Origin of the sequence: Pseudohalocynthiibacter sp. F2068 (assembly GCF_023015645.1) — a bacterium.
Taxonomy (GTDB): domain Bacteria; phylum Pseudomonadota; class Alphaproteobacteria; order Rhodobacterales; family Rhodobacteraceae; genus Pseudohalocynthiibacter; species Pseudohalocynthiibacter aestuariivivens.
In genome coordinates, this window is sequence record NZ_JALKAK010000017.1 from 49276 (window position 1) to 62217 (window position 12942).

Below are 12942 nucleotides of genomic sequence, written 5' to 3' on the forward strand. Positions count from 1 at the left end.
GGATCTCAGTGACATGAAACTTTTAGAAACACTAAGAACAGTAAATCGCGGGGTAGCCCTTCTTGTTGGCGTCATGCTTCTGGCCTGTGCCGCCTTCGTTTTGCTGGATATTGTTTTACGTCAGTTGGGGTCCTCGTTTGGGGGGACTGATGAAATCAGCGGGTATGTGATGGCCATCGCAACGTCGTGGGGTATGGCCTATACTATGCTTGAACTTGGCCATGTCCGGATCGATTTGCTGCGCAGCCGCCGTCAGGCGCTGGGCCGCAGCCTGTTTGATCTTTTATCGATGCTCGTCCTCAGCGGGACAATTGTGTTGATCGCAATCAGGTGTTGGCCGGTTCTTGAGCGTTCCTTAAAGAATTCGTCCACAGCAAACACACCGCTGGAAACGCCATTGGCACTTGTTCAGGGGCCTTGGTTTGCCGGTTGGTTATGGTTCGCGATCATGGCGTGCCTCACGACATTAGCTGCCCTGCGATTAATTCTTAAAGGGCAATTCGCACAATCCGAGGCTGCGATTGGCGCCTTCGCAGAGCAGGATACAGTACAATGATCACCTATGTTTCTGTTGGCTTGCTTGCGCTTCTAAGTCTTTCGATTCCAGTCGGTATCGTGCTTTTTCTGCTGGGTTTTGGGATTGATTTCTTTTTCAGTAGTTTTCCGTTGATCCGTGGGCTGGGCCAAATGGTCTGGTCTTCGTCAAACAGCGCAACCCTGATCGCGATCCCGTTTTTTGTGTTGTTAGGGGAAATACTTGTCCGAAGTGGTGTCGCAACCCGTACCTATGCAGCGCTTGATCGTTGGGTGTCTTGGCTTCCAGGTGGCTTGGTGCACGCCAATATCGCAACGGCAACCATGTTTTCAGCAACGTCCGGATCATCTGTTGCTACAGCAGCCACAGTTGCAACAGTCGCAATGCCGCAAGCTGAAAAGCTGGGCTATGACCCAAAGCTTTTTTCCGGTGCGATTGCAGCGGGTGGCACCTTGGGCATTATGATCCCGCCGTCAATCAACCTGATTGTTTATGGTTTCTTGACCCAAACCTCGATCCCGCAACTCTTTCTTGCGGGTTTGGTACCCGGGCTTGGGCTTGCCTTTGCCTTTATTGTTGCGGTTGCAATCATCTGCACCGTGCGGCCAGAGCTAGGTGGTGAAAGACGGGTATTTTCATTCTCTGAGATGATGAATGCATTGGTTCATCTTCTGCCAATCATTTTACTCTTCGCGATGATCATCGGATCCATATACAACGGTTGGGCCACACCCACGGAAGCCGCCGCCGTCGGTGTTGCCGGTGCCTTCCTGATTGCGGGCTTTTTCGGGGGCGTGTCGTTTCAGATGATCTCTGACAGTTTGTATGGGACAGTAAAGATCACCTCGATGATTATGCTCGTTGTAATCGGTGCTTCGTTTCTGAACTTCACGCTCGCTTCTGCAGGGCTGGGGCAGGAACTGGAAGCTTTTCTGTCGAACCTTGGGCTTTCGCCATTCGGGACGATCCTCGTTATTGTGATGATTTATATCGTCCTTGGTTTCTTTATCGAAACGCTATCGTTGATGGTTGTCACGATTCCAATCATCGTACCGCTTGTTGTTGAGCAGGGTTATGACCCGATCTGGTTTGGCATTCTGATGATTGTTTTGATCGAGATGGCCTTGATAACACCGCCTGTTGGCCTAAATCTCTATGTGGTTCAAGGCGCGCGTAAAAGCGGTAATATGTCAGAGGTTATGCTTGGCACGATTCCGTTTGTTCTGGTCATGCTCGCTATGGTCGCGGCTCTTATAGCCTTTCCTCAGATTGCGCTCTTCTTGCCGGAGGCGCTAAAGTAGCCCGCCGTTTACTGCTGGATAATCTGTGCGACGCGTGCGCCAATCGCGGCGCTACCTCTGACAGATGGGTGGATCATATCAACCGTGTGGAAAGACCGATCTCCGTTAGGAACCAAATCTTTCAAAGAAAGAAAATAAACACCTTCGTCTTGATTGGCAAAATTGTTGATCCTGCGTTCCAACTCATCACCTTCGTCCTTGCAGTGCTCAATCAATGAATTGACGCCGGGACTACGCAGATAGCCAACAAAAATGACGCGGGCGCCTGTTTTACGCAGATCAGAGATCAGGGCTGGTATCTTACCACTTTCACCATCATCTGCGATCAACCGGTTGAGTTTTCTGTTACACAGGATGCACCCGCAACCAAGCCACAGATCATTCCCGCCACCATTGAGAACAACCCAATCCCAGTTCCCAGGTCTGTACTGCTTGGAGATGTTCATTCCCATAGCTCCGGAAATAGGCAGGGCATAAAAGAATCGTGCGCCCGCAACCGAGCGGTCGATGACAGGTTCCCCTAAAAATTCTTCGATTGCATGCGAAACGGATTTGCCTGACATCTCATGCGTGGCGAGCAAAGAGTCACCCATCGCGAGAATTCTAGGATTAAGATCGCGGGAAACGGGTTCGGTACAGCCAAGAAGGAAAAAGGCGAGCATGGTTAGCTGTAAAAAGAGTTTTCTCATAGCTTTCTTCCTGTCTGCCAATCTAGCTTAAACAATCGTCTGACCCTGGCTACTTACCATTGCAGTGTTATTCTGGGGTTCTTCTTGATTTTATTGAAAAAAATTACTGTTTAAATTTCGTTAATCAACGGGCACATTTTTTCGAACCTTAACACCTCCAAATGATTCATGAATTATCTTGTCAAAGCGATACGCCTTTGGCTAGGCACGAAGGTCATTTAGGATCGTAAAATGATACAACACAGCCTCTTTCGCAGTTTTGTAGAGAGAACCCAAACAATCCGCCTGGAACAGGTGTTGGCAGCATCAGCTATGGTTGTTTTACAGCGTTGAACCCGGGTTTTGATGTTCGCGCAACATTTCGACAGACCGACGAACGACATCAGAAATCTGTAAGAGCTGATTGGCCAAAAGGCTTTGTTTCCGCCAGATCATTCCAATTGTGCGTGATGGCTGTGGGCTTTCGAAACGAGCGACCGAAACTGAAGCCGAACGTGTTTCCACAGGCACAGCAATTTCCGGGATCAATGTGACACCGATACCGGCACTTACCATTTGAACAAGCGTGGACAGCGAGCTCGCATCAAGCCCTTCTTTAGGTGTCGCGGATTGAATCTTGCAGAACGACAGCGCCTGATCTCGAAAGCAATGTCCCTCTTCAAGTAACAGCAGTCTCATTTCGCGTAACGCTTCGTTGTTGGGTACGGGTTTTCCTGCGTCTTCACGTGGCCGGACCAGCATGAAATTCTCATCAAACAGTGGCACCTCGGTAAATGAAGCTTCGGACACCGGCAAAGCCACGATTGCTGTGTCAATCCGACCTTCGGCCAGCTCTTGTATCAGCTTCGACGTCAGGGTCTCACGAACATGAATGTCGAGTCCGATGTAAGTTTGGGAAAGCTCTCTGATAATTGTGGGCAGCAGATAGGGGGCAATCGTCGGGATCACGCCGATACGCAGCCGACCAACAAGCCGGTCTTTTGCGGTGCGCGCCAAATCTCCCAGTTCATCGACTGATCGCACGATATCACGGACCCGGAGAGCGAACTCTTCTCCGAAGTTGGTAAGCCGGACCTTTCGTGCACCTCTCTCGAATAATACTATCCCGAGCGTTTCTTCCAGTTCTTTGATCTGCATAGACAAGGCTGGCTGTGAGATCGCACAAGCATCTGCTGCGCGCCCAAAGTGGCCATGACGTGCCAAAGCTTCAAAATAGCGAAGCTGCTTAAGGGTTAAATTCACCATCAGATTAACTTATCGCAACAATTAGTAAATTCAACTTAAACTAATGAAGCTGATTTGATATACGACTCCTAGAAAAGAAGAGGATTAGCCCGTGTTGCAAAGACCCCGCGTACGAATTGCTAAGGTGCGCTGGTCATGGGGAAGCCTAAATTGAAGTATGCTGGCGCCGGTTTAACACCGTTGCGGCTTGGCGTTCAGCTTCTGAGAAAACCGCGGCGATCAGGATGTTCGGCTTAATGACACCTAAGTCATCTCGCTGCGCATAAAACCGGATTGCTTTCAAAGAAATTATGGTCTTTGTCCAAGGACAAGTTCAGTCAATGTAGTTATGATCGGAGAGAATCATGGATGGAAACAACGCAGGTCAATGCCCGGTGATGCACGGGGCCACAAAATTTGGTGTCAGATCGAATCGCGATTGGTGGCCAAACCAGCTAAACCTTAGGATTCTACATCAAAATTCTTCGCTGTCCGATCCGATGGGTGCATCGTTCAACTACGCGGAAGAGTTCAAGAAACTCGACCTTAAGGCATTGAAAAAAGACCTTAACGCGCTGATGACTGACTCGCAGGACTGGTGGCCAGCCGACTATGGACACTACGGGCCGCTTTTCATTCGGATGGCGTGGCACAGCGCAGGCACGTACCGGACAGCAGATGGCCGTGGTGGCGCATGCTCGGGCTCGCAGCGTTTCGCGCCTCTGAACAGCTGGCCTGATAACGTAAACCTAGACAAAGCGCGTCGGCTTCTTTGGCCGGTCAAGCAGAAATATGGCAACAAAATCTCTTGGGCTGATCTCATGATCCTCGCCGGAAACTGCGCGATTGAGTCGATGGGGGGCAAGACGTTTGGTTTTGCTGGCGGACGTGAGGACATCTGGGAACCCGAAGAAGATATCTACTGGGGGGCGGAAACAGAGTGGCTTGGCGACAAGCGCTACGAAGGTGATCGCAACCTTGAGAATCCCCTTGCCGCCGTGCAGATGGGCCTGATTTACGTGAACCCAGAAGGGCCGAACGGTGAGCCTAGCATTCTGGCCTCTGGCAAGGATATTCGGGAAACCTTTGGCCGCATGGCGATGAACGACGAAGAGACTGTTGCGCTCGTCGCCGGTGGTCACACATTTGGCAAATGTCACGGCGCGGACGACGCTGCGTATGTTGGGCCTGAGCCCGAGGGTGCACCCCTTGAAGAAATGGGCTTTGGTTGGGTCTCGAGCCACGGCAGCGGAAATGGCGGCGACACGATCAGCAGCGGAATTGAAGGCGCGTGGACCCCGAATCCTATCAAATGGGACAACGGTTACTTCGACGTTCTGTTCGGCTATGATTGGGATCTTGTAAAGAGTCCCGCTGGCGCTTGGCAGTGGGTTCCGGTCAATCCGGACGATGCAGACCTCGCACCGGCTGCGCATGATCCGTCGAAGCGCGTGACAACGATCATGACCACCGCCGACATGGCGATGCGGATGGACCCGATATATGGACCGATTTCGAAGCGGTTCCACGAGAACCCGGATGAGTTCGCAGAGGCCTTCGCTCGCGCGTGGTTCAAACTGACGCACCGGGATATGGGCCCCAGTTCACGTTATCTAGGTTCGGAAGTGCCGGCAGAAGAACTGATCTGGCAGGATCCCATCCCTGACGTTGACCACGATCTTATTGATGCGCTGGACGTTGCTGACCTCAAGGGCAAGATCCTTGCCACGGGTCTGTCGATCTCCGAACTTGTCTCGATTGCTTGGGCGTCAGCCGCAACCTTCCGCGGCTCTGACAAACGTGGCGGTGCGAATGGCGCGCGCATCCGCCTCGCGCCACAGAGGGATTGGGAAGTTAACCAACCTGCCCAGCTGACAAAAGCGCTCGAAGCACTTGAAGGTGTCCAAAAGGCGTTTAACAGCTCACAATCTGGCGGGAAAAAGGTTTCGCTGGCTGATCTTATCGTTCTTGGTGGATGCGCCGCCGTTGAGCAAGCAGCGAAAAATGCCGGTCACGAAGTGGAAGTTCCCTTCACGCCTGGTCGTACGGACGCATCGCAGGACCAAACGGATGTGGAGTCCTTTGAGGTGCTAGAACCAATGGCAGACGGGTTTCGCAACTACCTTAAGACCGAATACGCCGTATCCGCAGAAGAACTGTTGGTTGACCGGGCGCAATTGCTGACACTGACCGCGCCAGAGATGACAGTCTTGGTCGGCGGTATGCGCGTTTTGGGTGCCAATACTAGACAGTCCAAGCATGGTGTCTTCACTGACCGTCCAGAGACTCTCAGCACCGACTTCTTCGTAAACCTGCTTGATATGGGAACAGAATGGAAAGCGGCTTCAGATTCTGAAAATGTGTTTGAAGGTCGTGACCGCGCAACGGGCAAAGTGAAGTGGACCGGCACCCGTGTGGACCTTGTCTTTGGGTCTAACTCACAGCTTCGGGCTCTTGCTGAAGTTTATGCAAGCGATGACTCGCAAGAGGCATTCGTAGCTGAGTTTGTGGCCGCATGGACCAAGGTTATGAATGCGGATCGTTTTGATCTTGCCTGATTGAAGGCAAAGCCTTCCTAGGCACTGCAGGCCTGCGTTTGTCCCAAACGCTGGTAATTGTAGCGACAGAAAATAAGAGCGGCGTTTTCTAACTGAAACGCCGCTCTAGTTTGTATGAGGTCAGAACTCGTGGGACAGATTTGAGAAATTAGCATCAGGAGGATTTCTGGTTCAACTTGGGTTTCTTTTTGAACGGGCTACTTTCGTCGACTGAGAGGCTTTTATTACTCGCATCTTTAAACGGCGTCGCCGTCTAAAAGGCTGTCTGCCAGTCACCTGACACACCAAATATGTTGGAGTGAGTAAGTCAGATAGCCGACTAAACATCGCCGAACTGAAAAGGATGACAGAAATCGCTGCTTGTGTTCTGATGTAAGGCAAATGAGTTTAAAGAGTTAAGCATGGATAAACATACAACTCGCAAGAAACAGATGCCGCATGTCAAACGGCGGTGTCACCGCTGCCATGGCACCGGTCGTGCGCCGTGCCAGATTTGCGGCGGATCAGGCCGGGTGGTTACAGGTAAAGATCTTAATAGCAACCCACTGTTTGGCCGCTGTGAAGGGTGTATGGGGACCAAATCCAGACGTTGCTTGTCATGTGGTGGCGAGGGTTTCGCCTAGCCGATCATGCGGAACGACCGTGTACACGGTGGGCACTGCGGGTGGCAGTGATATTTTAGTCTTTTTGAAGCAACGGAGTCTTGGGCATTCAGCATCAAGGCTGGTTGGTCGGCAATTGCGCGAACGCGCCTTGGCTGTACCCGATTGGGAGGAGCCAGCATTTACAGGAGGGAACGAGATTGAGCGCATTCAGCAAGGAGCTTAACCAACTTGCCTGCTTTGATATCAGATCCGACACCCAGTTCGGATTTCAGGATAGTGCGGTGTCCGGCTATTCCCCTGGCGAGACGATCTCTGAAAGGAGTATTTCCTTTGAACACTTTGGAGTGGACTTTTTCCAAAAAGGGTTATTTTTGAGGTAATTCTTGTGTTGAAGTTTTTACCTTCGGTCTGCATTTGAATGCTTTGGAGTACGCCAAGCGATTTGTTCTGGGCGCTACTTCAAAACGCTGGCTTCTTTTGCCAGTTGTCCGATTTTATCCCATTTTTTTGCCTTCACCAGATCAGGGGAAGCAACCCAGCTCCCTCCGGCGCACAGTACGTTCATCAGGCTCAGGTAAGTGGGTGCATTTGTAACGCTGATCCCACCGGTGGGACAGAACGTTATTTGAGGTAGCGGCGCTCCGAGTGCTTTAAGCGCTGGTACCCCCCCCGAGGCTTCGGCAGGAAAGAATTTCAGCATGTCATAACCACGCTCCAGCAGGCGCATTGCCTCGCTTGCGGTGGCTGCGCCGGGCAACAGGGGCAGTGTCGCGGCCTCGCTGGCTGCTAGCAATGCGTTCGTTGCTCCTGGAGAAACGCCAAATTTTGCTCCGGCCTCTTTTGCTGCGTGCACGTCTTCAGGGGTAACCAGTGTGCCCGCGCCGACAATTCCACCCGGTACTTTGGCCATCTCGCGGATCGCACCCAGTGCAGCGGGTGTGCGTAGCGTGACTTCCAGCACTGGCAAGCCACCCGCGATGAGTGCCTCTGCTAAAGGTCGGGCGTCCTCGACGTTGTGAATAACCAGCACGGGAACAATGGGTGCAAGCGCACAAATCTCGCGGGTGAAATGACTGGCATCTTTTGCAGTGAGAGTCATGGGTCAGTCTCCAAAAACGGTTGCACCTGCGTTGGCTGGGCCAACGGCACGGCGAAAAGCGGTGAATAGATCGCGTCCTGTTCCTGCCTCATTGGCGCTCAGATCGGCCTGAGCGGCGGGGCGGGCGTGCACGCCTTCGGTCAGTATTTCCAGCGTACCAGCGCGCGCATCAACGCACAGCAGGTCGCCGTCACGCAGTTGCGCAATCGCGCCACCTTCAAGTGCTTCGGGACAGACGTGAATCGCAGCAGGTACCTTGCCTGATGCGCCTGACATTCTGCCGTCGGTGACCAATGCCACCTTCTGCCCACGGCCCTGCAGAATCGATAGTAGCGGAGTCAGACTATGCAATTCTGGCATGCCGTTCGCCTTTGGTCCCTGAAAGCGCACGACAATAATCACGTCGCCAGTTAACTCGCCAGCTTTAAAGGCGTCTTTCACCTCGTTCTGATCGTGAAAGACACGCACTGGGGCCTCGACCACGTGGTGTTCTTCTGCCACAGCAGACACCTTCATCACCGCTGTTCCCAGCGACCCGGTTAACCGCTTCAGCCCCCCGGTTGTCTGAAAGGGGTCGCTAACGGGGCGAAGAATCTTTTCGTTGAGACTTTGCCCGGCACCAGTCTGCCAGCGAAGATCTCCGTCAATTAGTTTGGGTTCGCGGGTGTATTCCGCAAGGCCCACTCCGGCGATTGTTTGCGTATCGGGATGCAAAAGTCCGCCTTCCAGCAAGCTACCAATCATGTACCCGAGCCCCCCTGCAGCGTGGAAATGATTCACATCTGCCAACCCGTTGGGATAAACGCGGGCGATGAGCGGTGTTACGTCTGAAATATCGGAAAAATCCTTCCAATCCAAAATAATACCACCTGCACGGGCCATTGCGACCAGATGGATCAGAAGATTCGTTGAACCACCCGTGGCATTCAGCCCGACAATTCCGTTAACGAATGCCCGTTCGTCAAGGATATCGCAAACTGGTGTGTAGTTTTCCCCGAGCGCACTTAAAGACAGTGCCCGTTGCGCGCCTGCGACTGTCAAAGCATCGCGGAGTCTGGTTCCCGGAGGAACGAAGCTCGCGCCAGGCAAATGCAACCCCATGAATTCCATCAGCATCTGGTTGGTGTTGGCTGTGCCATAGAACGTGCAAGTGCCCGGGCCGTGGTAGGCCGCCATTTCTGCCTCCATCAGCGCTTGCCTGCCCGCCTCTCCAGCGGCGAATTTCTGGCGCACCTTGGCCTTTTCTTCATTGGGCAACCCGCTGGTCATTGGACCTGCTGGCAGGAAAACTGCAGGCAGGTGGCCAAAGCTTTGCGCCGCGATCACCAGCCCTGGAACGATCTTATCGCAAACACCAAGGAATACGGCAGCATCAAACGTGTTGTGGCTGAGCGCGACTCCGGCAGCCATGGCGATAACGTCGCGCGAGAACAAGCTCAGTTCCATCCCGGCAGTGCCCTGTGTCACGCCATCACACATGGCAGGGACACCGCCAGCAACCTGTGCAGTACCCCCCACCTTGCGCACAGCTTCGCGGATCAACTCGGGGTAGCGTTCATATGGTTGGTGGGCAGAGAGCATGTCATTGTAAGTCGTGATTATACCAAGATTTCCGGCATTTGTTTTCGCCAACCGGTCCTTGTCAACACCTGCTGCGGCAAAAGCATGGGCCTGCCCGCTACAAGAAAGATGCGCCCGCGCCGGACCATTGGCCCGTGCTTCGCGCATTCGATCCAGATAGATCTGACGCGTTGGGGCGCTGCGGGCGACAATTCGGTTCGTTACGCTTTTCAATGTCTTGTTCAGTGCCATTGTGTTCGACCTTTTCGTTTCGGCGTGTTTGTTTTGCAGGACTAACGGATCGGTTAGAGGTCACGGTGGTTGGTGTCGTGCGACGGCTGGTCACCGGTGAAGGAATGGATAGTTGTCATGTATCCTGTTTTGATGCCGAAGGCCTCGTCGAGAACCATGGCTACTGGAGCGAGACAGTTGGTCGTGCAGGAGGCATTGGAAACAATCACGTCATTTGCAGTCAGATCGGTGTGATTAACCCCAAAGACGACAGTTCGGTCCACATCCGTCCCGGGTGCAGTAATAAACACACGGCCATATCCGTTCTGAAGGTGCAATGCTGCTTTCTCGCGTGTCGTGAACAATTCTGTGCACTCATAGGCAATGTCACATCCTGCCGAGTTGTGTATGGCAGTCAAGCGAATCGGATACCCTTCTATTTCAAGTACATTGCCCTTAACTTTGACCTTGGCTTTTAGGCGGCCATGAACGCTGTTGTATTTAAACAGAGGGGCGAGGTTTTCGGAAAAGCCAAATCGTTGATGGCGACCACCTCAACATCCTGAGTTCGGTTTCAATCAAAGCGCGCAGCACTCTGCGCCCAATGCGCCCAAATCCGTCAATTGCGATCCTCAGAGTCATTTTGCCTTCCCGAAATAATTCGTTGTCTTTTGGGTAAAGTGCAGTGTTAACTGTATTTTTGTTAGCGCTAACAAACATGTTTTTAGACAAGAATCAACGATTTTTATGTCGCAGTCCTCAACTCTGTCGCACGAGTGCTGACCTCAGACACCAAAAACCGAGCATATTGTTCCCGATAAATTCTTTGATTTGTTTCCAGTTCTCAATGAAATGCAAAATCGGCGCGGCGGGGATATCGCGGGCGATCAGCAACAGCAGCTATCCATTGCCCGCGCTCTAATCATAAAACCTAAACTTTTGCTGTTGGACGAACCAACTGAAAGAATTCAGCCAAACATCATTCAGCAGATTGGGAAGGTCATCACCTGTCTGGGTGGCTGGGTTGATATGGCAATTTTACTCGTCGAACAGTATTTCGATTTCACGTTTGAGCACGCAGGAATTTTCTTCATGTTACGCCGCGGAAGGGTGGTTGGATCGGGCACTAAAAAGGGCACGGTTCGGGCGCAGTTTATGGATGCTGTCTCAGTTTAAACCGCGTCTCGGAATTATTAGCTATTCACAAAATAACACGCGAAAAGTGGAAATAATACTGTACGGCGCTACCGGCGTGTTAGGGTCAGGCGAGTTTCAATATTGTCGAGACCCAGCCCTTTTCTCCACGTCGCGATCACCAGCTCCTTGACCGCAAAAAGAACGAGGAACTCTTGCCGAAGTACGGCTTCGTTGCGTTGACTTCGATTGCAGCTCTCAGGAGGCACCGACAGTCGTGAAGATTGCCGCTTTGTCATCAGTTAATGCGATCTAGCGATTGCTCGAAAACAGCAATACGCAAACCGCTTGAGATGAGTTGTAGCGCGTGTACGCAGCGATTTTCTTGGATGTAGTAGGTGCTAAAACATTCCACTCAATAACCTGTTTCTACCATAAAATGCAGCGGTCTGTATTACGAGGCGAAGATCAATCCAAAGAGCCAGACGAAAATTGATGCAAATTAACTTATTAATTTGTCTCAGTAAAAATCTGAATTTCCACCATTTTGATGTACGTCCATCAAAAATTGATAGACTCGAGGTACGTACCTCAATTAGTCTTGCTCGTGCGTACCGCGAATCGAAATTGAAAATGAAGACTGCGGGGTCGCACAGATGGGAGGACGAAATGAATAGTCATAAATTGGCGACAGCTAGTGTGATTGCGATTGCTGCTGCAACCTTTGCCAATACTGCTCAAGCCGAAGAACTAACGCTGTGTTGGGCTGCTTGGGACCCGGCAAACGCATTGGTGGAACTCAGTAAAGAATTCGAGGCCGAAAGCGGCCACTCGATGAGTTTTGAGTTCGTGCCTTGGCCGAACTTTGCAGACCGGATGTTGAACGAGCTGAACTCGGGCGGGCAGCTTTGCGATCTTTTGATCGGGGATAGCCAGTGGATCGGAGGTGGTGCAGAAAACGGCCACTACGTGAAGCTGAATGATTTCTTCGACACAGCGGGCATCAGCATGGACGATTTCGCGGATGCAACCGTCTATGCCTATTCAACATGGCCAAAGGGAACGCCGAACTATTATGCGCTTCCTGCTATGGGTGACGCGAATGGCTGGTTCTACCGTAAAGATTGGTTTGAACGTGAAGACATCCGTGCGGCGTTCATGGAACAGACGGGGCGCGAGCTTGCAGAGCCCGCCTCTCAGTTGGAGCTCCTGGAGATTGCACAGTTTTTCCAAGGACGCGAAATTGACGGTAACACTGTTTATGGTGCAGCAATCTTTACCGAACGCGGTTCTGAAGGCATCACAATGGGTGTTACTGGTGCGCTTTACCCATGGGGATTTAAATACGAGAATACTCCAGGGTCTTATGATATGGAGGGCGCTGTTAATTCGCCAGAAGCTGTCGAGGCCCTTGAGTTTTATAAAGAATTCTATCAAACCGCCACACCGCCCGGATACACCAATGCCTATATGGGCGAGAGTCTTGATGCCTTTAAATCAGGTCAGGTCGCTATGGCGATGAACTGGTTTGCGTTCTTCCCGGGACTTTATGCAGATCCAGGAGTCGGTGGCGATAAGATCGACTTCTTTGTAAATCCACCACAAAACAATGCAGGGTCGACTTTGGGTGGTCAGGGCATTTCCGTTGTTAGCTATTCGGACAAACAGGATGCTGCTCTCGAATACATTGCCTGGTTCGCCCAGCCCGAAGTTCAGGCCAAATGGTGGGGTCTTGGTGGCTACTCTGCGCATAATTCGGTGCTTAACGATCCTGGTTTTGAAGCGAGCGCACCCTTTGCTGGCGATTTTCTGGTTGCAATGCAGGATGTTAAGGATTTTTGGCAAGAGCCCGTTTACGCTGAACTTTTGCTATCTATGCAAAAGCGGATGCATGACTACGTTGTTGCGGACCAAGGCACAGCCCAAGAAGCTCTTGATCTTCTGATCCAGGATTGGACAGAGGTTTTTGAGGACGAAGGAAAGCTGTAAATCTAAAACAGTGCCAG

Annotated in this window: 8 protein-coding genes and 2 pseudogenes; 5 read left to right on the top strand and 5 right to left on the bottom strand. The window is 51.9% G+C overall.

Translation table 11 applies throughout. The features are described from left to right. Positions 1-13 precede the first annotated feature (13 nt). Both MWU63_RS17010 and MWU63_RS17015 read left to right on the top strand, forming a co-directional pair. On the top strand, positions 14-556 hold the full coding sequence (locus tag MWU63_RS17010) for a TRAP transporter small permease subunit (RefSeq protein WP_213888765.1): 543 nt from the start codon (positions 14-16) through the stop codon (positions 554-556). After that, positions 553-1836, top strand: coding sequence for a TRAP transporter large permease (locus MWU63_RS17015; RefSeq protein ID WP_213888764.1), 1284 nt, complete (start codon positions 553-555; stop codon positions 1834-1836). Before MWU63_RS17010 ends, MWU63_RS17015 begins: the two co-directional genes overlap by 4 nt. 8 nt (positions 1837-1844) lie before the next feature. Here the strand turns inward: MWU63_RS17015 and MWU63_RS17020 are convergent, their stop codons facing one another. Together MWU63_RS17020 and MWU63_RS17025 are read right to left on the bottom strand one after the other, a co-directional pair. Continuing rightward, a complete protein-coding gene (locus MWU63_RS17020; RefSeq protein WP_213888763.1) occupies positions 1845-2525 on the bottom strand; it encodes an SGNH/GDSL hydrolase family protein in 681 nt (226 codons plus the stop codon). A 321-nt stretch (positions 2526-2846) separates the two neighbouring features. Next, positions 2847-3770 carry a LysR substrate-binding domain-containing protein gene (locus MWU63_RS17025; RefSeq protein ID WP_213888762.1) on the bottom strand — a complete coding sequence of 308 codons (924 nt, stop codon included), beginning with the start codon at positions 3768-3770 and terminating at the stop codon, positions 2847-2849. Between the two features lie 344 nt (positions 3771-4114). On the opposite strand from MWU63_RS17025, the gene katG reads away from it, so the two are divergent. Further along, positions 4115-6307 carry a catalase/peroxidase HPI gene (gene katG, locus MWU63_RS17030; protein WP_213888761.1) on the top strand — a complete coding sequence of 731 codons (2193 nt, stop codon included), beginning with the start codon at positions 4115-4117 and terminating at the stop codon, positions 6305-6307. Positions 6308-7366: 1059 nt separating this feature from the next. Here katG and eda read toward each other — a convergent pair. The 3 genes and pseudogenes from eda to MWU63_RS17045 form a co-directional block, all read right to left on the bottom strand. Beyond that, positions 7367-8011 (bottom strand): bifunctional 4-hydroxy-2-oxoglutarate aldolase/2-dehydro-3-deoxy-phosphogluconate aldolase, encoded by a 645-nt coding sequence (eda, locus tag MWU63_RS17035; protein ID WP_213888760.1) that lies wholly within the window; start codon positions 8009-8011, stop codon positions 7367-7369. A gap of 3 nt (positions 8012-8014) precedes the next feature. After that, positions 8015-9823, bottom strand: coding sequence for a phosphogluconate dehydratase (gene edd / locus MWU63_RS17040; RefSeq protein WP_247078952.1), 1809 nt, complete (start codon positions 9821-9823; stop codon positions 8015-8017). 56 nt (positions 9824-9879) lie between these two features. After that, positions 9880-10444: pseudogene (locus tag MWU63_RS17045) on the bottom strand (glyceraldehyde 3-phosphate dehydrogenase NAD-binding domain-containing protein); the annotation flags it as partial. 150 nt (positions 10445-10594) lie between these two features. Between MWU63_RS17045 and MWU63_RS17050 the strand changes: the two are divergent. Both MWU63_RS17050 and MWU63_RS17055 read left to right on the top strand, forming a co-directional pair. Then, positions 10595-10978: pseudogene (locus MWU63_RS17050) on the top strand (ATP-binding cassette domain-containing protein); the annotation flags it as partial. Between the two features lie 627 nt (positions 10979-11605). Beyond that, the gene (locus MWU63_RS17055) at positions 11606-12925 is read left to right on the top strand and encodes an extracellular solute-binding protein (protein WP_213888757.1); all 1320 of its coding nucleotides are present in this window, start codon (positions 11606-11608) and stop codon (positions 12923-12925) included. Positions 12926-12942: the final 17 nt, after the last annotated feature.

What these genes read in the sequence shown, in the direction of transcription:
- MWU63_RS17010 (WP_213888765.1), top strand. Translation starts at nt 14, where the DNA reads ATGAAACTTTTAGAAACACTAAGAACAGTAAATCGCGGGGTAGCCCTT.
- MWU63_RS17015 (WP_213888764.1), top strand. Translation starts at nt 553, where the DNA reads ATGATCACCTATGTTTCTGTTGGCTTGCTTGCGCTTCTAAGTCTTTCG.
- MWU63_RS17020 (WP_213888763.1), bottom strand. Translation starts at nt 2,525, where the DNA reads ATGAGAAAACTCTTTTTACAGCTAACCATGCTCGCCTTTTTCCTTCTT.
- MWU63_RS17025 (WP_213888762.1), bottom strand. Translation starts at nt 3,770, where the DNA reads ATGGTGAATTTAACCCTTAAGCAGCTTCGCTATTTTGAAGCTTTGGCA.
- katG (WP_213888761.1), top strand. Translation starts at nt 4,115, where the DNA reads ATGGATGGAAACAACGCAGGTCAATGCCCGGTGATGCACGGGGCCACA.
- eda (WP_213888760.1), bottom strand. Translation starts at nt 8,011, where the DNA reads ATGACTCTCACTGCAAAAGATGCCAGTCATTTCACCCGCGAGATTTGT.
- edd (WP_247078952.1), bottom strand. Translation starts at nt 9,823, where the DNA reads ATGGCACTGAACAAGACATTGAAAAGCGTAACGAACCGAATTGTCGCC.
- MWU63_RS17055 (WP_213888757.1), top strand. Translation starts at nt 11,606, where the DNA reads ATGAATAGTCATAAATTGGCGACAGCTAGTGTGATTGCGATTGCTGCT.